Genomic DNA, 19,700 nt, shown 5'->3' with positions numbered 1-19,700 from the left:
GCAGGTTTGTGCTTCTATCATGAAAACGAATTTAATTCAAGCAGAATGACGCGCTTTGCGCAACCGTTGCGGCCAGTCAGTGCAGATGAAAAAAGCTCCGGCGTCCAGCAACTCCAGGGCCTGGGCCTCATCATTGACTGTCCAGGGGTTAACCGGCATACCGGCTGCGCTCAGCTGACGCACAAAGTCGGCATCGATCAAACGCTGATCAGGATGGTAGGCATCACAACCAAGCGTCCTTAAATAGTTCACCAGCTCCGGCGGATGAGCCCCTTCCACCAGGGCCGCGATCGCCAGTTCGGGAGCCTGCTGACGGATCTGGCGCAGGTAATCATGATTGAAGGAAGAGATCAGTGCCAGCTCCTCGGTCCCGGTCTGGCGGATCAAGTCAAGCACCGTTGCCACAATCCGGCCATCGGCCGCGGTGCCGCGCTGATCCTTGAGTTCCAGGTTGACCGGAAAAACATGCTGGCGGCAATAGCGCAGGGCTTCTTCCAGCCGTAAAATACGCTGCTGCGCGATCAGCGGCAGAGCTTCCTGAGGAACCTCGCCACTTTGGATGGTGCCATACGGATCGGTGTGAATAAACCAGGAGCCGGCATCCAGAGCGGCCAACTCGGCCCAGCTGAATTCGGTCAACCGCAGTCCTGCTTTGCCACTGAAGGCGGCTCTGTCCAGGATATCGGTGGTGCGCACCAGGGTATCGTCATGAAACAGGACGGCCACGCCATCGGCGGTCAATTGGACGTCGGTCTCCCAGAGGTCGGCCTCACAGGCCTGGGCCTTGACCATGGCCAGCGAGGTATTTTCCGGGGCGATGGAACGGGCTCCGCGATGGGCACAGACCAGCCCCGGCGCGGAAAAATGTTGGAAAAACGGCTTTAGCATAAACCCATCCAAAACACTGAGCAGCCTGCCCTGCTGAGAAAATTTTCCTTTAAACTTTTCATCCTCCGGCTAAAGCATAACTGAACCGTCCAGGAAAAGAAAACGTGAAGCGTGGAGCGCTAAAAAATCCGCCGCTGCACACTTCACGTCCCGCTTTGCGCTCTGCTCAGCGCCCCATCCAGCCGCCGTCCACAACCATGACTTCACCGTGCATGTAATCCGCGGCCGCCGAGGCCAGGAACACCACCGGCCCGGCAAAATCTTCCGGGACTCCCCAGCGTCCGGCCGGAATCCGTTCCAGGATCGCCTTGCTGCGGGCCGGGTCGTCCTGCAGGGCCTGGGTGTTGTCGGTCTTAATATAACCGGGGGCAACCGCATTGACGTTAACCCCGCGTCCGGCCCATTCATTGGCCAGGGCTTTGGTCAGCTGGCCGATACCGCCTTTGCTGGCGGCATAGCCGGGCACGGTAATCCCACCCTGGAAGGTGAGCAGGGAGGCGGTAAAAATAACCTTGCCTGAGCCGCGTTCGAGCATGCCGCGCCCGATCTCCTTGGAGAGGATAAACTGCGAACTCAGGTTGACCTCGATCACTTCATCCCAGATTTCGTCGGGATGTTCTGCAGCCGGGGCGCGCTTGATGGTGCCGGCATTGTTGACCAGGATATCGATGACCGGATGCTCCTTGGTGACCCGGGCGATAAAACCGCGCAATGCGCTGCGGTCGCTGAAATCACAGCGATAGCCGGCGAATTTACGCCCACAGGCCTGGACCGCTTTTTCCACCTCGCTGCCGGTCTCTTCCAGAGAGGCACTGACGCCGATAATATCCGCGCCGGCTTCAGCCAGACCAACGGCCATGGCCTTGCCGATCCCACGCTTGCAACCGGTGACCAGTGCGGTTTTCCCGACCAGGGAAAATTTTTCAACAATACTCATAGCATAACTCCTTCAGGAAAATGGAACCATGACGCAAGCTTCATAATACAAAACACATGACAGATTTTATGAAACTTAAAACTTCGGAAATTCTATCACAATCGAATCAAAGATCTAGAGATTAAAATCTATATACCAATAAGTTAAGTAAAAGCTCTTTGTCCTGACAAAACCATTGGAATCGGTAAAAGGATTATTTTTGACGATGATTTAGTTTCATGATACAAAACTATCTATCGTATTTTAAAACTATTTACTCTCACCACCATGGAGGATCGCATGCAATACCTGGAAGAGATGTTCAGCCTGAAGGGTCAGACCGCAATCGTCACAGGAGGCGCCGGAGCTATCGGCACCGTCATGTCCGCCGCACTGCTGAAGGCCGGAGCCAATGTCATGATCTGGAGCCGGAGCCAGGAATCGATTGACGAGGCTGTCGCAAAACTCAGCAGCAACGAACAGCCTACTGGCGAACTGCGCGGCGAACGCTGCGATACCGGTGATGAAAAAGCCGTGGCCAAGGCCCTGAAGAATGCCATCGCCTGCTTCGGCAAAGTCGATATTCTGATCAACGGAGTCGGCGGCAACCTGGGCAAATCGGCCTTTGTCGACGCCGACCTGGCGACCTTTGAAAAAGTCCTCCACATGAACCTGGTGGCCGGGCTGATGATCCCGACCAAGGTCCTGGCCGATTACTGGATCAAAGCCGGCATCCGTGGCGCGATCATCAACCTCACCTCCATGGCCTCTTACAATCCCCTCTCCGGGGTTTGGGCTTATGATGCAGCGAAGGCCGCAACCCTCAACCTGACCGTGGCCACCGCCAATGAATTCGCCCAGCATGGCATCCGGGTCAACGCCATTGCCCCGGGTTTTTTCATCGGCAAACAGAACAAAGCCCTGCTCATCGACCAGGAAACCGGTGAATACACCGCCCGCGGCAAAGCGGTGATCAACCACACCCCCTACGGCCGCTTTGGCGATGTCGAGGAGTTGGCCGGGGCAACCCTGTTCCTCGCCAGCAACAAGGCCGCCGGCTTTGTCACCGGGGTTTCCATTCCGGTCGACGGCGGCTACCTGGCCCACAATATCTGAACCCGGCCAGCTGAGCCCGGGGACAAGGGCGAAAGAGCAAGGGTGATTCAATAAAAAAGGGGCGACTGCCAAAGTCGCCCCTTTTTTGTTCAGATTTCGATAACCGCTTTGACCACACCGGTTTCCGGCTTGGTCCAGCTGGCGAACTGCTCCAGGGTTTCGTCAAATTGACAGCGATGCGTCACCATCGGCCCGACATTGACCTTCCCTGCTTCCATGCACTCCATGACCCACTCAAAGTCTTCCTTGTTGGCATTGCGGCTGGACAACAGGGTGGTTTCGCGTTTATGGAATTCCGGATCGGGAAAGGTGATATCCGCGGTCACCAGGCTGACCAGAACATAGCGGCCGGTATGGGCGAGCAACAGGAAGCCGTCCATCATCGCCTTGGGGTTGCCGGTACAGTCGAAGATAACCGTGGGGGAATCGCCATTGGTCAATTCCGCCAGACGGGCCTTGGGATCATCGACACCGATCTGGATGGTCTGGGTGAAACCCAGGTCATTTTTGGCCACGGCCAGACGCGTGGCGGAAACATCCATCACGATGACATCGCCGCCGACAGCGCGGGCAAACTGCATCAGTCCCAGGCCGATGGGACCGGCACCGACCACCAGCACCTTTTCACCCGCCTGGATCTGTGCCCGCCGAACCGCATGGGCGCCGATCGCGCAGCATTCCACCAAGGCCAACTGATCCGGGGTCAGGTTGCTGTTTTTGATCAGATTCTCGACCGGCACGGCCATGTATTCGCACATACCGCCGTCGCTATGGACACCGCGCAGGTTGATGTTGACGCAGCAGTTGGGCTTGCCGTTGCGACAGGCGATACAGGTTCCACAGCCGATCACCGGAACGATACAGACCTGATCACCGACCGCCAGCCCGGTCGTCCCCTCGGGTAGTTGCTCGACGATAGCGGCCAGTTCATGCCCGAGGACCCTGGGGTAGTTGAAAAAGGGCTGATTCCCGGCAAAAGCGTGAAGATCAGTTCCACAAATACCGACACGGGTGATGCGCACCAGGGCCTCTCCCTCTTTGGGGACAGGAACCGGCTGATCGCTCATGACAAATTTACCTGGTGTTTCACAGGTCAGTGTTTTCATTGTTTCCATATGATTTATCCTTCTACGGCGGCATGAACTCCCCACAGTATTGACAGCCGTCCAGCTGGCCAAATTGGGGATGAAAAAACAGGGAGCCGCCGTAATTCAGCGGCCCCCTGGGCAGAACAAGTCGTCAACCGCTTATATCGATCGACATATTCAAGGTCTTACTTCTGGTTACTCAGAATCATCTTGATCAAACCATTGTGGTATTTTGCTTCGTATTCATCCTGCAGGTATTTGGTCTTTTCAATAAAAGGAGTGAGATCGGCGATATCATTGAACTGACACCATCCTTTATCAGTCATTTCCTTGACCATCTTACCTTCGTTTTCAGCCCAGAGCTTGCGCTCCAGCTTGCTGGCATCCCGAGCAACTTCCTTCAGGATAGCAAGGTTTTTCTCACCCAGCTTCTTGGCGGTGACTTTGCTCAAAGCGACCAGGTCAGGAGTCATCAGGTGTTTGGAGTAGGAGAAGTATTTGGACTGCTCATACAATTTGAGGGAGTACAGGGTCACCGGGCTGTTTTCCCAGCCGTCCAGAACGCCCTGCTGCAGTGCCGAGTAAACTTCGGATTGGCTCATCGGGGTGGCGATAGCACCAAGAGCGTTAATGGCTTCGATAACGGTTTTAACACCGATAACGCGGATTTTCAGGCCTTTGAGGTCTTCCGGAGTGTTGATCGGACGCACGTTATTAATGAAGCTCCGGGCGCCGCCGTAGAAGTAGGTCAACGGAATGAACCCTTTTTTCTCCAGGGACTTGGCCAGGATGTCACCAGCTTCTCCTTGCAGAGAATCAAACAGGGCGTCCTCTGACTTGAACAGGAAAGGCAGAGCGAGGATGTCCATTTCAGGCACATAAGAGGAGAAAGTCCCGGCAAACTGCTGGGCGATATCGATGGTCCCCAAAACAACGCCTTCAACCATTTCCTTGTTGCCGCCCAACTGGCTGTTGGGATAGACATCGAGTTTGACTTCACCATTGGTTCTTTTGGCAATTTCTGTGCTCATATAGCGCAGAGCCATGGTCATCGGATGATCTTCGCCAAGGGTGTTGGTAGCACGCAGTACGATCGGCGCAGCAAAGCCGGTACTTGCTACCATCAAAAGCAGAACGGTCAACACAATCAATCTTTTCATGGTCAAGCCTCCTTATCAGGGTTGGATGTAGCCCAGCATGGTTGGTATCCATGTGGAGAAAAACGGAAAGAAGATAACGAGCAGCAGTACAACAACCATGGCCAACAGGTACTTCCAGTAACAACCCATGACCTGGTTTAAAGTTATTCCGGAGATTCCCGATGCCACAAACAGAGCAATACCGACAGGCGGAGTACACTGTCCGATCGCCATATTGACGATCATCGCCACACCAAAGTGGATCGGCTCAATACCTATTTTCATGACGATCGGCCAGACAATCGGCACCAGAATGATGATGATTGCTGAAGGGTCAAGAAAGGTCCCCATAACCAGGAACAGCGCATTCAGCATCAGCATGATAACCCACTTGGAGTCAGACAGGCCGACAACAAATGATGCGATCTCGGTCGGGATGTTTTCAGCGGTCAGAATCCAGCCGAAACCTGAAGCAGCGGCCACGGTGAAGACCACCACGCCAGTAGTAACTGCCGATTTCACAAAAATTCCGGGCAGATCTTTGAAGCTCAGTTCTTTATAGATAAAGAAGCCGACGACAAAGGAGTAAAGAGCGGCAACGACCGACGCTTCCGTCGCGGTAAACATCCCGCCGACAATCCCGCCGACAATGATAACCACGGTCAGAATAGCCAGAATCGAATCCATGCAGGAACGCACCAGCTCCTTGAAGGAAACCCGCTCTTCGGGCTCGATTTTGCGCACCTTGCAGTAAATGTAATTAACGATCATCAGGCCACCGCCCATGAGGATGCCCGGGATAACCCCGCCCATGAACAGTCCGCCGATGGAAACCCCGGCAGTCACCCCAAGAATAATCATTGGAATCGATGGCGGGATAATGATCCCGATAGAGCCGGCAGTCGCCATAACCGAGGTCGCCATATCCGAGCCATAGCCTTTGCGCTTCATGGCCGGAATCAACAGGCTGCCGACCGCTGCGGTATCTGCGGCGGCGGCCCCGGACAACCCGGCAAAGAACATCGCCGCCGCGACACTGGTATTGGCAAGGCCGCCACGAACATGGCCGATCAGTGCGGATGAGAAGGTCACCAGGCGGCGCGAAATCCCGCCTGACTCCATAAAACCGCCGGCCAGGATAAAGAAGGGAATGGCAATCAAATGATAGTTACCACAAGAACGGAACAGCTTCAGAATGATCGCAATGGAATCGATATCGCTGGCGATAAACATGGCCAGCACCGTTGAGATAACCAGGCAAAAAGACACTGGCATCTGAACAATCAGAAAGATCACAAAAAATAAGAATAATGTTGTCGCCATTGATCATCCTCCCTTATTCGCTGACAGGCTGGAATGAGCCGGTCAAAACCTTATCCGCAGTATGAACAAACATAAACGCTGCAGAGACCGGTATTGACGCATACGCCCATACCATTGAGAGGGGCAGGACATCCATGGTCTGAACAATATTAAGCTGAGCGAGAATAGTGCCTTTATAAGTCAGAAAGGCGGTAAACCAGAGCATCGTCAACCAGACGAGGTAAAGAACAATCTTGGCAAATTTCGGCGGGAAATGATGGATAAAAATATCAACATTGAAATGAGCCAGCTGATCTACGGCAAGGCTGGCACCAAGAAAGCTGGACCAGACAAACGCATAGGTCAGCAACTCTTCCGACCAGGAAATCGGCGCATGAAGGATAAACCGCGCGAATATCTGCAGGCCTCCACATAAAAGCATTCCGACAAACAGGATAATCAGAGCCCATTTTTCCACCCATTTAATCATCCCATTAAGTCTGTCCCACATTGCTACAACATTTTGCATCTCATACAACTCCTTTATTCTGCTCTATTCCATCTTGAAATCCATGAGCCTTTATTACGACATTGACAATGCAAATCTCTGGTCAGAGATAATGACTATGTGTTCAGTGCCTACTGATCTCCTTTCAGATACTGATATATACTGCCAACAACAGGGACGCCATCTTTCCGGTAGCGTTCTTCAAGTGCCAGCTCGATATCTCCCGGGACGAGGACTTTTTCAAACCCGGGTCCGGTCGGTTGAGCATGAAGCTGATCAACCATGGCATCCATCTGGCTCATAAAGTGATCTGCCGATATATATGTGGCAGGATCAATCGCGATCACCGTACTTGCCAGTTTTCGTTTCTGTTCATATCCGTCATACATCGCCGCAATGTGAGGGCCGAACTGAGCCCCAAGCAAGATGCCGGTGAGGACATCCACGACCATGCCGATGCCATACCCTTTGTAGCCTCCAAGAGGGGTCAGTCCACGCACCAGATGTGGGTCGGTCGTCGGCGCACCGTCCTGGTCGAGCCCCCACGTCTCGGGAATAGAGACGTTCTTTTCTCGGGCATGCAGAACTTTACCATAGGCGACGTTACTCGTCGCCATATCCAGAATGACCGGAGGATTTTTTTCACAGGGGAAGCCAAAGGCGATAGGGTTGGTGCCAAAAAAAGGCTGGGCGCCACCAAAAGGATTGACACATTTGTCGGTCTGAACGATGGCGATACCGATCATCCTGTTTTCGATCGCCTGGGTGACAAAATAAGACAATGCCCCGCAATGACTGCTGTTCTCAACACCAACCATGGCGATACCTGACTCCTTCGCCATATTGATGGCATAGGTCATTGCCTCGTTGGTGGCCACATGTCCCATGCCGTCGTCAGCATCAAAAAGCCCGCAACCGCTGCGCAAGGTTTTGAATTTAAAATCAGGGTTGCCATTCAGGCTACCGGCTTTCAGCCTGCGCACATAATGTTCTGTGCGAATAACGCCGTGCGAATGGACACCTCGTAAATCAGCATTGACCAGAACATCCGCCGTCAACTCGGCATGTTTCCTGTTCAGACCAGCATTAGCCAACTTTGTCGACACCAGGGAAAGGAGTTCTTCTGCTTTGACGTAAACTTCCTTATTCGATTCAGCCATCACACATATCCTTTTGCCGACGGGGCAATCTGGTTTTCGTCCGGAAACGGCTCTTTTCCGTTGCAGCAGCGTCAATCGGCGGACTTGCCTCTACGGCGTAACGAAGCCTCCGCACAAGCCCTTGATTTCCTTACTACAACCCAAAACGGTCCGTTCGCCTGGTGAGTTGTCAACTGAAGTTTCCGGATGACAACAGGGTGAAGATTCAAGCCAATCCCGGCTCAGGAATCAGGTTTATTTTGATAAGCCATATGTTCCGCAATATAAAACTATGTTGCGCATTTTTGTCAACCTCTAATTCCATTTCACGACTGGCTTGAGGAGCCCGCCATTTCAATAGATTCTATACACAGTAAATTTTGAATGATATGGAATCTTTCCGCTCGCCAATATCCTGATTTTTAAACGCTTCCACTTGCAACGGTTTTTCTTGACAATCACCATACCAAAAGTTTCATAATATAAAACTGGTTGCCAAATATTAAAAAAATGTGTTCATATTGCGGAAGAGGCTCCACTGATTCAGGGCCATGACACACTTCAACCGGGCAATGACTGCCGCAGCCTTGTACCCATGACCATTGTGCGAAGCGCAAACCGGCCGGGCACACCCTGCGGCTCTTATTGATCATCAGCTTCATCTTTCAGCAGGAGGATTCATCATTATGGAGATCAGATACGCGGTCCATCCGGAACAGGCCAAGACAATGGACACGGCAACGCTACGCGAGCACTTTCTTGTCAAAAATCTGTTCCTGCCCGACCAGCTCAAACTGGTCTACAGCTTCAATGACCGGCTGATTATCGGCGGCGCCTGCCCGATCACCCCCCTGCCCCTGGAGGTTGATCAAAAAATCATCGGCAGCGACTTTTTCCTGCAGCGCAGAGAGCTGGGGGTCATCAACGTCGGCGGCCCAGGCGTTATTTCCGTAGATGGGGAAAAGTTCGCCATTGCTCCCAAAGACGGTCTCTATATCGGCATGGGAGCCAAGGAGATTGTCTTCGCCAGCACTTCAGCCGAACAACCCGCTAAGTTCTACTTCAACTCGGTTCCCGCTCACGCCACCTACCCCACCACCCTGGCCCGGTTTGCCGATGCAAGCCCGGTTCAGTTGGGCGAGGCGGCCACCGGCAACCGCAGAACAATTCGCAAATATATTCACCCCGCTGGTATCAAAAGCTGCCAACTGGTCATGGGCATGACCTCACTGGAGACCGGCAGCGTCTGGAATACCATGCCGACCCACACCCATGAACGGCGCATGGAGGCCTACTTCTATTTTGAAATGAACGCCGAACAGGCCGTATTTCATCTGATGGGTCCGCCCGATGAAACCCGTCATGTTATCATGCGCAATGAAGAAGCGGTCATCTCCCCTTCCTGGTCGATCCATTCCGGGGTCGGCACCGCCAATTATACTTTTATCTGGGGTATGGCCGGAGAAAACCAGCTGTTTGATGACATGGACCATGTGGCCATGAAAGACTTGCGCTGATCTGAACGGCCCGGGACGGTTTGCGCTTGTGCCGGGCGGTACATGGCCCCTCAAGAAACGGCATGAACTCAGCAACCTGCTTGCCTGAAACGGGCAGGAAAACCAGCCTTCTGTTCAAGCGATACGACCAGCGCTCCGAAATTGGGGGTAATTTTAAACGACCGAAGCAGGAAAAGCCTTTTCCAGACGGGAATAACGGCCAGCGAACCGCGGTTGACAAGAGAAACCCCAGATGAGATTCTTGTCGGTCATACACAAACAGCGTTAGATCAAAGTAAAGGGTAACCAGATATGAGCGTTCAATCCATTGACCGTGCGTTCGATATCATCGAGCTTCTTTCCAGGGAATCCCGCAGCATCCCCATGACCGAAATCGGTCGCCGTCTGGACCTGCATAAAAGCACGGTCCACCGGTTACTGGCGTCCCTGCGCAACCGCGGCTATGTCGAACAGGAAGCCGAGTCCGGCAATTATAAACTGGGGCTGGGCTTTGTCGAGTTGGCCAGCCTCTACCTGAACAGCCTGGAATTGAAGACCGAAGCCAGCCCGTTTCTCAATGAACTGGCAAGAGCGACCGGACAGACGGTGTTTCTGGCGATCATGGATGGGACCGAGGTGGTCTACATCGACAAAGCCGAAGCCTACAACAGCCTGCGTCGCTACACCATCATCGGCAAACGTCTTCCCCTTTATGCAACCTCCCTGGGCAAGGCCATGCTCTCCGGCTGCAGCGACCGGGAGATTGAAGAACTCTATCCGGAGCGGAACCTGCCCCGCTTGACCGCCAAAACCCTGCCTACCATCGATGCGCTGATGGCGGAAATCAGGCAGACCCGCGAACGCGGTTGGGCCATGGACGATGAAGAACGAGAAATCGGCACCCGCTGTATCGGTGCGCCGATCTTCGATTATCGCGACCGGGTTATTGCCGCGATCAGCGTTGTCTGGGATATCCAGGTCAATCCGGAATTGACCTGGAAGAATTATGCTAAACTGATTGTCAAAGCGGCCGCGACCATTTCCGTAAAAATGGGCTGTACAAAAAACAAGATCAGACAGCTGGCCGCCTCCTGAACACCGGACCGAAAACACTGCCTTTATCCTGAAGTCACCACCTGGATCGCGCTCAATCCGATCCACTTCCCCATGGAGGACAATGCATGGAAGCACTTGAATTTACAAACGGCGATCGCATTCCCGCGCTAGGCCTCGGCACCTGGAAATCAGCCCCCAACGAAGTCTACGGCGCGGTCAAAGAAGCCATTCGGCTCGGCTACCGGCATATCGACTGTGCGCATATTTACGGTAATGAAGCGGAGGTCGGCAAGGCCCTGAGCGAGGCCTTTGCAGAAGGGATTGTCAGCCGCGAAGAGATGTGGATCACCTCCAAGCTGTGGAACAATGCTCACGCCCCGGAAGATGTCCGCCCGGCCCTGGAGACCACCCTCAAAAATCTGCAGCTGGATTACCTTGACCTCTACCTCATCCACTGGCCGGTCGCCATTAAAAAGGGACTGTCGTTCCCCGCTGCCGCCGAAGATCTGATTTCCCTGGACGAGATCCCTCTCGCCAGCACTTGGCAGGCTATGGAAAAACTGGTTGAGGCCGGTCTTTGCCGCCATCTGGGCGTCTCCAACTTCAATATCCCGAAACTGCAGGATCTGCTCACCAAAGCCACCCTGAAACCGGAAATCAATCAGGTCGAAATCCACCCCTACCTGCAGCAACCGGAACTGTTCGCGTTCTGTAAGGAAAACGGCATCCTGCTGACCGCGTACTCGCCCCTGGGTTCACCGGACCGACCGGCCCGGATCAAGGAAGCCGACGAGCCGGTCCTGATGAAAGAACCGACAATTATTGAGATTGCGGAAAAACACCAGGTATCGCCAGCCCAGGTACTGATCCGCTGGGCCATGGACATGGGTGCCATCGTCATCCCCAAATCAGTCAATCCGGAACGCCTCAAGCAGAACCTGGCCGCCCCGCAAGTGGTATTGACCCAGGACGACATGGCGCGCATCGCCAAGCTCGACCGCAACCGGCGCTACTACACCGGCAACGCCTGGACCCTCCCCGGCAGCGCATACAGCTGGGAGTCGCTCTGGGAAAAATAGCTCACACCCTGGCTGGCGGTAGGAGAACAACCTGCCGGCGGCTCTCTTTCCTGCACAAAAGGCCCGGCCCGAAACGCTTTTGCCGATAAAAAGCGCCCGGGGCGGGCCTTTGCCAATCCCCACCCGGCAATTCAAACAGACCGTTTTGCGCCCCGCGCAAAACAGGCCTGCAGCGGTAAATGATCCGAGGCCAGCGCGGCCTGGGAATCACGGCAGACCTGCTTGGCATGCAACCGGTGCCGCGGTTCGGCCAGAATCTGATCCAGACAGAGCAACGGCCAGCGTGCCGGGAAGGTGGCCGGTGAGCGCAGCCGGCCGAAATGCCGTTGCAGCCAACGTAGCGGCCGCCCCCACAACAACCACTCATTGAAATCGCCCATGAGGAACAATGGTGTGGTTTCCGATCCGGACAAATGGGTTATCACCTTTTTAACCTGATAGCGCCGCTCCGCTGGCCGCAGGCCGAGGTGGGTCACTGCTGCGCGCACCCGTTCTCCCTGCCAGTCGAGGTCGGCCAGCAGCAGACCACGCGGTTCATAATCCCGATAACTGATATCATAGCGCCGGACATCGAGAAGCGGCAGCTTGGTGAGCAGGGCGTTGCCGTAATCCCCTGTTTCTTTCAACATGGTCGGTCCGGGAATCACCGTAAAACCGGTCAATGATCCCAGCAGATCAAGGTCGTCGCCCGCTGCACGAGAGTGATTGTCCACCTCCTGCAAACCGATCAGATCGACCTTCATTCGCGAGATGACCCCTGCCGTGCGTTGCAGGTCGCGCGTACCATCCCGGCCGATCCCCATATGAATATTCCAGGTCGCCAGCCGCAATGCCTGTTCGATCATTTCCGCTGAGCCTCCCGCTGCAGCAACAGGCGCCGGCCGCCATAAAAAACCAGCCCGCCAAACAGCACTGCCAAACCGACCGGAATCAGGCTGCCCCAGCTCCATTCCGCCAGAGCCCGCTGCAACCCCTCCTCGAAAATCATGATCGCCAGAATACCCGGGCACATCCCGATGGCCGTACCGAGCAAAAAGGAGCGGGCGGAAATATGACTGGCGCCAGCCACCATGTTAACCACCGTATAAGGAGCGATGGGCACAACCCGCACCAGAGCAACCGCCAGCCAGCCTTTTTGGGCCAGTTTGCGACTGAGCCGGTTCAATTTTTTTCCGGCCAGCTTGCGCACCGCGTTGCCCCCCAGCCAATGACCGAGAAAATAACTCGCCATCCCGCCGACCAGACTGCCGGAGAGGGCGAGGCCGAATCCGAGGTAAGGCCCGAAGCTCAATGCCGTGGCCAGAATCAGCAGGTTGACCGGCACCATCAGGCAACTGCCCAGCAGATACAGGCCCAAGACAATCGGGATGGCCAGCGAGCTCTGCTGGACATACTGCGCCGCGGCAACCAGACTGTCGACGCTGAGCCAGTGTCCGACCGGCGACCAGCGCCACAGCACCGCCAGAAGCAGAGCCAGCAGGATGACCGCCATGAATAGACGGGCTTTCCGACGCACATCACCGTTATCTTTTGCCCCGTTTTCGGCCCAGCCCAGATGAACCAACAGGGAATCAAACCCGATCGGCTGTTCCGGATCGGCAATCAGGTCGGCCGGCAATGTCGCCAACGTCGAATTGCTGCCTGCGGGTTCCAGTTTTTTCAGGGTGCGGACGCCGTCACCGGGTAGCGCCAACAAGGCACTCAGCGAACCGTCGCGCTGCCGCGCCGCGGCGACCGTGGCACAGTCCGTCCCCAAATGTTCAGCGAGCAGCCGTTGGTGAAAAGCGCTAATGCCCGCCGCGATCTTGGCATTCTCCCTGCCGTCCAGGGCGATATTGCACTCCGTATCGAACCCCATGGAACGGTTGCTGATATTCGCCGAGCCGACGGTCATAAGTGCATCGTCCACGATCATCAGCTTACTGTGGACAATAATAACCTCGGGGTCCAGCTGCCGCCGGTCGGGATAGCAGACCCGCAGCCGGCCATGACTGTCGGCGTCCTGCAAACGCGTCAACAGCCTGTTGCGAAGCAAGCCCATGGTCTCCTCTTCCAGCCAACCGGGGCACTTTTTCGGTAGCACCAACAGGATTTTCGGACCGTTTTCGTGTTGCAAGGACTCAGCCAGGGCCTGGCCGATCACATGGGACGAAAAATACTGATTTTCGATGTAGATCTGCGTCTTGGCCGCGGCGATCGAAGTCAAATAGAACTGTTCAATCTCACGCACTTCGACTGCCCCGTCATGTTCCGGCTCAGTGCGGAGAATGGCCAGGGGAATTTGTTCCAGATCGGCACTGACCGACGCTGGCCAGGGGTCGCCGGCAACCGACTCGGGTGGCGCCAACCGGTCGCCGGTCGCCCGCTCCCAGCGTTGCCGGGCAATGTCGCCGAGGGCCTTTGCCGCCGGCCCGCTCACCGCGACCTGCACATCGTGGACCGGGCCGTAAGCGGTGCCATTATCAACCCGCTGCGGATGCTCCGGTCGGTGCTCCGAAGTGTCCCAGCGAAAACTCGCCAAGTCAAAACCGCCGGTAAACGCAACCAGATCGTCCACCACCACAATTTTCTGATGATGAGACGCCCCGACCGGATGATTGTCATCAAGGGCAAAACAGACCCGCTCGTGGGTCATCCAGCCGAAGCTCAGCATGGTCCAGGCTTCACGCTCCAAGGAATAGAGCATGGAAAAATCCCATTCCAGGATATAAACATTCAGCTGCGGTTTCGTTCTGGCCAGGCGATCGATAAATGCACCAAAGGGCTCCTCGTCAGCGCTCTCGCCCCGGCGCAGCCGAATGCGGCTGTCGACATCCCAGCCAAGGATATAGATGGAACGCTGTGCGGCCTGGCAGGCTTCTGCAACAGCCCGATAATAAGCCTCACCATCAATTAAAAACGCCAGTCTATCGGCGTCATAAAGTTGCCCGCTCAGTTCTCCTTCAACTGAAATCATTGCCCGCCAAAACCTCCTGGGAAAAAGTTTACGCCGAAAAATTTGCTGTTTTTGAAAGAAAAATCCCAAAAACACGACATCTTTCTGCTAATAATCAATTTATCCCTTTTCTTGTATATTTTATCCGATTATAAATATATATACCAAATTGCATAAACACTTGCCATCAGCCAGGACTGCTCAAAATCAGGATGTGAATATTTTTTATCTTCCCCAACTATAACCCCCTTTCCAAGGAGATGTTATGCCTTCACAAGAATTCAAGCCGGTTGAATTGGTCGAACTCCATGACAGTGGCGTGTGTCTTTCCCCGGAGCACAGCAGTGACGTGCTTGGCTGGCGCGAGTTTAAAGAGTATGAAGGTATTGGCTATTCCCTGGCCGGAGAAGACATCTGTCGAATCGCCCAGATTTTCGGACTCGACCCACAACCGATCCTGGCCAAATCCATCAAAGGTGAGATTCAGCGTATCGATCCGGAGTGTCTGGAATTCAAAATTGTCAAAAGCAGGCAGGATCTCGGCCGCAAAACGGATTCCCGTCACTACGGCGCCATGGAACGGATAAAAAACATCTGGGCGCGGATCGACGGCCCTCAATTGCTCCAGCTCAAAGTCGAATTCATTCAGCTGGATGAAGAACGTAAAGAAACCACCGCACTGAAAAAAATCAGCTACAGCGGCAGTTATTCGGTCTGGTGGGCTTAACCAGTTGGTGAAAATATATCCCCGGGCTTTTCAGGCCCGGGCTCAGCAGGCGACTTTTCAAGCGGCTATCAAGTGACCACTCTGCTTGCCCAAAAGATCAAACCACCGCAGGCAAAAGATGGGGAGACGCACAGGTCAAATTCAAGCGCCGGCGGACATCAGTCAGCAGTCGGCGCCCTTCTTCACCCCGGCCCTGCCGGTTCAGCAGCCGGTTCAGCGCTATTGCTGCACGCAGTTCGTAGAGCAGGGCAGCCTGCCTGCGGCTGATCTGCAGCGCCTGCCGCAGACAGGCCTCGGCTGGTTCAGCATTGCCGGCGGACAACCGCTGCAAACAGAGGCCTTTATGCCGATACAGTTCCGCTTCGGCATGATGATCGTCCAGCTGCTCAATCAGCTCAAAAGCCCGCTCAATGACCGTTAACGCTTTCTCCGTCTGCCCCGCACAACGCAAACTGTCCACCTGGGTTTCGAGGAAGATCACCGAGATTCCACTCATCAGCGAAGCAACCTGGTCCAGACTCCACTGCATCTCCGTTAGTCCGTCGAGCTGCCCCAGCATGGTCTTGGCCCAGCCTTTTTCTACGGTTGCTCCCACCAGCCATAATGGGAAATCATGCTTTTGGGCCAGGGCAATGGTCCGCTCCGCCAATTCCAGGGTCAACCGGGGCTGCCGGCGCATCCGCTGTAGAACAGTCAAGAAGGTCAGGGCATAGCCAAGGCTGAAAGGATGACCACAGCGCTCGGCTTCGGCCACGGCCTGTTGTCCGGCGGCCAGCGCCTGCCGGGGAAACCCGAGTACACAGAGGTTCCAGGACAGATAGCCGTTGCCAGTGGCAAAGGCGTTTTCGCCGTAACTGCTTTCCAGTTCCATATGCCGTTCAGGCAGATACTCCCGAAGCGATTTTTCCAGGCAGCGCCGCGATTCCAGGAATTCACCGCGCCAGAACTGGACATTCCCCAGGGCAAAGTAGCCCTGTTGGCGGGCCAGCGGGTCTTTCCCGTTTTGGACGATTTTGACCAGCCGCTTGGCCAGATGCAGGGAATGCCCCCAGTTGGCATGGGAACTGGCCCCGGCCCACAGCCCCCACAGCGCCGGAAAACTCTGCTCCGGAAATTCCTTCTGCTCGCCCAACTCGACCGCGCGCAGATAGGCGGCCGCGCCCTGGGGGGACGCATAGCCTTCCGTGGCATAGGCCGATGCCCCCAGACCGACCAGGAATTGCCATTCCCGGTGCAGGCTTTGTTGAGCCGGCTCCAACCGCGTCAGCAAAGCAAGCCCGGCATTAAAATGCCTGACCGCTTCCTGGTGAGCACTGTGCGACTGAGCCTGCAGCCCCGCTTGCAACCAACTGTTGATGGCCGGCTCAAACGCGCCGGCGCTGGTCCAGTGGTAAGCCAGCAATTCCGGCTGGCTGCTGCCGATCTCCGGATAGTCGGCGGTAAGAATCTCCGCGATTTGCCGGTGGGCGGCCTCCCGATCGCCGCGGGTCTGCGACAGATAGGCCGCATCGCGAAACAGAGCATGGCGGAACTGCCAGCGATCGGCCGTAAGAATAGCAACCAGCCCAACCTGCTTCAACCGCAACAGAGCCGCGATGGTTTCTTCCTCTTCCAAAAGAGTTAGTTTCGCAACCAATTGAGGGGAAAATTCCCTGCCGATTGTGGCGGCCAGCTGAGCCAACCGTTTATCCTGACCCAGGCGATCCAGTCTGGTTGCCAGCAGGTCATGCAGGCTGGCCGGCACCGCAGGGGCATCCCCCTCAGCAAAGCCCGTCGGCAACCGGCTCAGCTCCTCGGCAAACAGCGGAACACCATCAGCGCGGGCAACGATCTGTTGCCGCAATGACAGTCCGGTATCCGGCCCCACTGCGGTGACAATGGCGGCGATGTCCTGGTTCGACAATGGTCCGAGGCGGACACTAGCGACGGTTGCGGGTTGCCAGGGTGGAGCAAACTCCGGCCGGGCTGTGAGCAGCAAACAGAGCCCATTGGGAACCCCCTGTTCCAGCAGCAGTTCCACGAGCTCCAGGGTTGAGGGGTCACTCCAATGGAGATCCTCGACAACGACCAGCACCGAGCGCTGGCTGGCCAGCTTCGCCAGCAACTCCAGCAGCAGGGTCAAAGTCAACTGCCGTCGTTGTGGCACGGTGACCCCCGAGGCCAGGTTCCGGCCGTTCACCGGCACAGCCAACAACTCGGCCGCCGCACTCAAAATCTGGCCGCTGTCATCGGGGTACAACAACGAGATCGCATCAGCCAGCTTTGCCGAACGAGCCGCCGGATCAGCGCCCGATTGGAAACCGAGGCTGCGTTTAAGAAGATTGATAACCGGTTGGAACGGAGATTGACTGAATTCAAAGGAACACCTCAAATCCAAGATCAGACAGCCCGTTGCCGGCAAAATTTCCCTGAAACTGCTGAGCAATCGGGATTTACCGATCCCCGGCTCGCCTTGCACGAGCAGCGCTTTTCCCGCCCCTTTGGTCACGGCAGCCCAGCACTCTTTCAGCTTGGCCAGTTCCTGCTCGCGCCCAACCAGCGGGGGCATTCCGGCCAACCGGTCAAGATGGCTCTCACTGAAAGCGGCCCCGACAATCAGATAGCAGGGCTCAGCAATCGGTTCCTCCGGAACCGGACGAGTTGCCACCTCGCGACACTCAAAAAAATTCTGCACCCGTTCATAAACCGTGCGGCTGATAAGAATATCTTTGTTCGCCGCCAGATTGGCCAACTCCAGCACCCGCCCGGTTATCCTGCCGATCACATCCGGCTGCAACTTATCCATGGCGCTCAGCACCAGCCCACTATGGATAGCGATCTGCAACCTCACCCCAGCCAAATCAAGATTTTTCAGGTGTAACGAGGCATTGACCGCCAGCGCAGCCATATTTTCCCGGGCCTGCGGAAACCCGAAATAAGCCAGCACGCCGGCACCGCTCATGTTTTCGAGCAGATATGCGCCGCTGCGCTGGAGAACCTCTTTACAGCGCTGCAGGGGTATTTTCAGCAGTTCATATTCTTCATCCGGATCTCCTGCCTGCAGCGGCAGCAAGCGGCAATAACAGATGGTGACCTGCCGTCGTTCGAGACTTTGTGAAGGGAGTTCAGCAGCACTTTCAAGCGGCGGAGCCGCAGGGGCAAGATAGGGGAGCAGCTCGCCGTTCTGAATATTCTGTGCCAACTGCCGTGTTTTGCTTTCCGGCTGCACGCCAAGTTCTGCTTTCAGGGTTCGACAGAACGCCTGATACCGGTTCAGGGCAAACCCGCGCTGTCCGGTCAATGCCGCCAGGCGGATGACCCTGCGTATGCCTTCGTCGCTCCAGGGGGCCAGTTCCGCAAAACGCTCCGCCACCGCCAGCGCATCATCCAGTCGACCCTGATTTTCATGGCAGGAAGCAATCCGTTCCAGCATAAACAGCGCCCGCTGCTCCAGTCTTTCTCGCTGAATCTGCAGCCAGCTGTCAAACTCCGGACTGCCCTCCAGCATGAGGTTTTCCAAGAAAGCACCGCGGTAGAGATCGGCCTTGGCTTGCAGGGCGGGCAGGCAAACAGCACAGTCCTCGTTATTGGCAAAGGTCTGACAGGCAGGGATTTCAAGCAAAAAATCGGCAAGATCCGAGGAGCAGTGTCCAACAGCCTGATAGCAGACTTCATTACGGGTCGTGATCAGGCAGGGAGGTTCAGCAGCCGCTCCCAAAGTCCTCTTCAACCCCAGCAGAACCTGCCTGAGGTTGTTTCGCCCGGCCTCTTCGGACAGTTCCGGCCAGAAGAAATCGGCCAGCTTGCGCCGCGCCTGCGGCACCCCCGGGGTTGTCGCCAGATAGGCCAACAATGCCAGCCCCTTCTGCGGCAATGTCGCCTCCAGCCGCCGCCCATCACTCTCTACCGTAACGGATCCCAAAAAACGAAAAGAATATTGCTTGGTTGCAGGTTTCATCGGGTAAAAACTCTGTCAGGCATCAGAGAGGTGTCAATTCATTACGAAACCCTAACAAAGTAACTACAGAAAGAAAAGCTTTATTCCGTAGCTGCAAGGAGAACAGGGAGCCCGATTTTCCCACAAAACCCAATAGATGACAGCTCAGAATCAGAGAGTGATAACGAAAATGTGACAAACCAACGAGTTAGCGGAGCCAACTGAGCATCGAACCCGACACTGCAACCTCTATGGAACCTTTATGGTACAACCCCTTAAGGAGGAATGGCGGTTTCTGTTTTGGTGGTCAACGATAAAAATACCACCGCCGTAGCCAAACTACATATTTTGATATAACCTGCTGCTTATCAGAAATCCGTCAGATGGTGTCTGTA

General features: G+C 55.4%; 15 protein-coding genes. 5 read left to right on the top strand and 10 right to left on the bottom strand.

Translation table 11 applies throughout. From position 1 onward, the window contains the following. Positions 1-36: 36 nt before the first annotated feature. The gene (locus N909_RS0111835; RefSeq protein WP_029915304.1) at positions 37-888 is read right to left on the bottom strand and encodes a glycerophosphodiester phosphodiesterase; all 852 of its coding nucleotides are present in this window, start codon (positions 886-888) and stop codon (positions 37-39) included. 166 nt (positions 889-1,054) lie between these two features. After that, positions 1,055-1,819, bottom strand: a complete 765-nt coding sequence (locus tag N909_RS0111830) for an SDR family oxidoreductase (protein WP_211253985.1) — start codon at positions 1,817-1,819, stop codon at positions 1,055-1,057. Between the two features lie 285 nt (positions 1,820-2,104). Between N909_RS0111830 and N909_RS0111825 the strand changes: the two genes are divergently transcribed. After that, positions 2,105-2,920 carry an SDR family oxidoreductase gene (locus N909_RS0111825; protein ID WP_029915300.1) on the top strand — a complete coding sequence of 272 codons (816 nt, stop codon included), beginning with the start codon at positions 2,105-2,107 and terminating at the stop codon, positions 2,918-2,920. Positions 2,921-3,009: 89 nt separating this feature from the next. On the opposite strand, the gene N909_RS0111820 is transcribed toward N909_RS0111825, so the two are convergent. The 5 genes from N909_RS0111820 to allD all read right to left on the bottom strand — a co-directional run bounded on the left by N909_RS0111820 (position 3,010) and on the right by allD (position 8,117). After that, positions 3,010-4,026 carry a zinc-binding alcohol dehydrogenase family protein gene (locus N909_RS0111820; RefSeq protein ID WP_029915298.1) on the bottom strand — a complete coding sequence of 339 codons (1,017 nt, stop codon included), beginning with the start codon at positions 4,024-4,026 and terminating at the stop codon, positions 3,010-3,012. Between the two features lie 167 nt (positions 4,027-4,193). Further along, positions 4,194-5,168, bottom strand: a complete 975-nt coding sequence (locus N909_RS0111815) for a TRAP transporter substrate-binding protein (protein ID WP_029915296.1) — start codon at positions 5,166-5,168, stop codon at positions 4,194-4,196. Positions 5,169-5,183: 15 nt separating this feature from the next. Further along, a complete protein-coding gene (locus N909_RS0111810; protein WP_029915294.1) occupies positions 5,184-6,470 on the bottom strand; it encodes a TRAP transporter large permease in 1,287 nt (428 codons plus the stop codon). A gap of 13 nt (positions 6,471-6,483) precedes the next feature. Continuing rightward, positions 6,484-6,978, bottom strand: a complete 495-nt coding sequence (locus N909_RS0111805) for a TRAP transporter small permease (protein WP_084167687.1) — start codon at positions 6,976-6,978, stop codon at positions 6,484-6,486. A gap of 110 nt (positions 6,979-7,088) precedes the next feature. Further along, positions 7,089-8,117: an ureidoglycolate dehydrogenase gene (gene allD / locus N909_RS0111800; protein ID WP_029915289.1), complete on the bottom strand. Its 1,029-nt coding sequence runs from the start codon at positions 8,115-8,117 to the stop codon at positions 7,089-7,091. Positions 8,118-8,782: 665 nt separating this feature from the next. On the opposite strand from allD, the gene kduI reads away from it, so the two are divergent. The 3 genes from kduI to N909_RS0111785 all read left to right on the top strand — a co-directional run bounded on the left by kduI (position 8,783) and on the right by N909_RS0111785 (position 11,727). After that, positions 8,783-9,613 carry a 5-dehydro-4-deoxy-D-glucuronate isomerase gene (gene kduI, locus N909_RS0111795; RefSeq protein WP_029915288.1) on the top strand — a complete coding sequence of 277 codons (831 nt, stop codon included), beginning with the start codon at positions 8,783-8,785 and terminating at the stop codon, positions 9,611-9,613. Positions 9,614-9,904: 291 nt separating this feature from the next. After that, positions 9,905-10,687 carry an IclR family transcriptional regulator gene (locus tag N909_RS0111790; protein ID WP_029915286.1) on the top strand — a complete coding sequence of 261 codons (783 nt, stop codon included), beginning with the start codon at positions 9,905-9,907 and terminating at the stop codon, positions 10,685-10,687. An 86-nt stretch (positions 10,688-10,773) separates the two neighbouring features. Continuing rightward, complete coding sequence (locus tag N909_RS0111785) at positions 10,774-11,727, top strand: aldo/keto reductase (protein WP_029915284.1); 954 nt, start codon at positions 10,774-10,776, stop codon at positions 11,725-11,727. Between the two features lie 131 nt (positions 11,728-11,858). Here the strand turns inward: N909_RS0111785 and N909_RS0111780 are convergent, their stop codons facing one another. Further along, positions 11,859-12,572 carry an endonuclease/exonuclease/phosphatase family protein gene (locus tag N909_RS0111780; RefSeq protein WP_029915282.1) on the bottom strand — a complete coding sequence of 238 codons (714 nt, stop codon included), beginning with the start codon at positions 12,570-12,572 and terminating at the stop codon, positions 11,859-11,861. Next, positions 12,569-14,683: a VTT domain-containing protein gene (locus N909_RS0111775; RefSeq protein ID WP_029915280.1), complete on the bottom strand. Its 2,115-nt coding sequence runs from the start codon at positions 14,681-14,683 to the stop codon at positions 12,569-12,571. Before N909_RS0111775 ends, N909_RS0111780 begins: the two co-directional genes overlap by 4 nt. Positions 14,684-14,927: 244 nt before the next feature. Here N909_RS0111775 and N909_RS0111770 point away from each other — a divergent pair, with 244 nt between their 5' ends. Next, positions 14,928-15,389, top strand: coding sequence for a hypothetical protein (locus N909_RS0111770; RefSeq protein WP_029915279.1), 462 nt, complete (start codon positions 14,928-14,930; stop codon positions 15,387-15,389). 97 nt (positions 15,390-15,486) lie between these two features. Here the strand turns inward: N909_RS0111770 and N909_RS0111765 are convergent, their stop codons facing one another. Further along, positions 15,487-19,326 (bottom strand): AfsR/SARP family transcriptional regulator, encoded by a 3,840-nt coding sequence (locus tag N909_RS0111765; RefSeq protein ID WP_084167685.1) that lies wholly within the window; start codon positions 19,324-19,326, stop codon positions 15,487-15,489. Positions 19,327-19,700 lie beyond the last annotated feature (374 nt).

This window comes from Pelobacter seleniigenes DSM 18267, from assembly GCF_000711225.1.
Classification (GTDB): Bacteria; Desulfobacterota; Desulfuromonadia; order Desulfuromonadales; family Geopsychrobacteraceae; genus Seleniibacterium; species Seleniibacterium seleniigenes.
This window is presented reverse-complemented; position numbering and strand designations above follow the sequence as displayed.

What these genes read in the sequence shown, in the direction of transcription:
- N909_RS0111835 (WP_029915304.1), bottom strand. Translation starts at nt 888, where the DNA reads ATGCTAAAGCCGTTTTTCCAACATTTTTCCGCGCCGGGGCTGGTCTGT.
- N909_RS0111825 (WP_029915300.1), top strand. Translation starts at nt 2,105, where the DNA reads ATGCAATACCTGGAAGAGATGTTCAGCCTGAAGGGTCAGACCGCAATC.
- N909_RS0111820 (WP_029915298.1), bottom strand. Translation starts at nt 4,026, where the DNA reads ATGAAAACACTGACCTGTGAAACACCAGGTAAATTTGTCATGAGCGAT.
- N909_RS0111815 (WP_029915296.1), bottom strand. Translation starts at nt 5,168, where the DNA reads ATGAAAAGATTGATTGTGTTGACCGTTCTGCTTTTGATGGTAGCAAGT.
- N909_RS0111810 (WP_029915294.1), bottom strand. Translation starts at nt 6,470, where the DNA reads ATGGCGACAACATTATTCTTATTTTTTGTGATCTTTCTGATTGTTCAG.
- N909_RS0111805 (WP_084167687.1), bottom strand. Translation starts at nt 6,978, where the DNA reads ATGCAAAATGTTGTAGCAATGTGGGACAGACTTAATGGGATGATTAAA.
- allD (WP_029915289.1), bottom strand. Translation starts at nt 8,117, where the DNA reads ATGGCTGAATCGAATAAGGAAGTTTACGTCAAAGCAGAAGAACTCCTT.
- kduI (WP_029915288.1), top strand. Translation starts at nt 8,783, where the DNA reads ATGGAGATCAGATACGCGGTCCATCCGGAACAGGCCAAGACAATGGAC.
- N909_RS0111790 (WP_029915286.1), top strand. Translation starts at nt 9,905, where the DNA reads ATGAGCGTTCAATCCATTGACCGTGCGTTCGATATCATCGAGCTTCTT.
- N909_RS0111785 (WP_029915284.1), top strand. Translation starts at nt 10,774, where the DNA reads ATGGAAGCACTTGAATTTACAAACGGCGATCGCATTCCCGCGCTAGGC.
- N909_RS0111780 (WP_029915282.1), bottom strand. Translation starts at nt 12,572, where the DNA reads ATGATCGAACAGGCATTGCGGCTGGCGACCTGGAATATTCATATGGGG.
- N909_RS0111775 (WP_029915280.1), bottom strand. Translation starts at nt 14,683, where the DNA reads ATGATTTCAGTTGAAGGAGAACTGAGCGGGCAACTTTATGACGCCGAT.
- N909_RS0111770 (WP_029915279.1), top strand. Translation starts at nt 14,928, where the DNA reads ATGCCTTCACAAGAATTCAAGCCGGTTGAATTGGTCGAACTCCATGAC.
- N909_RS0111765 (WP_084167685.1), bottom strand. Translation starts at nt 19,326, where the DNA reads ATGAAACCTGCAACCAAGCAATATTCTTTTCGTTTTTTGGGATCCGTT.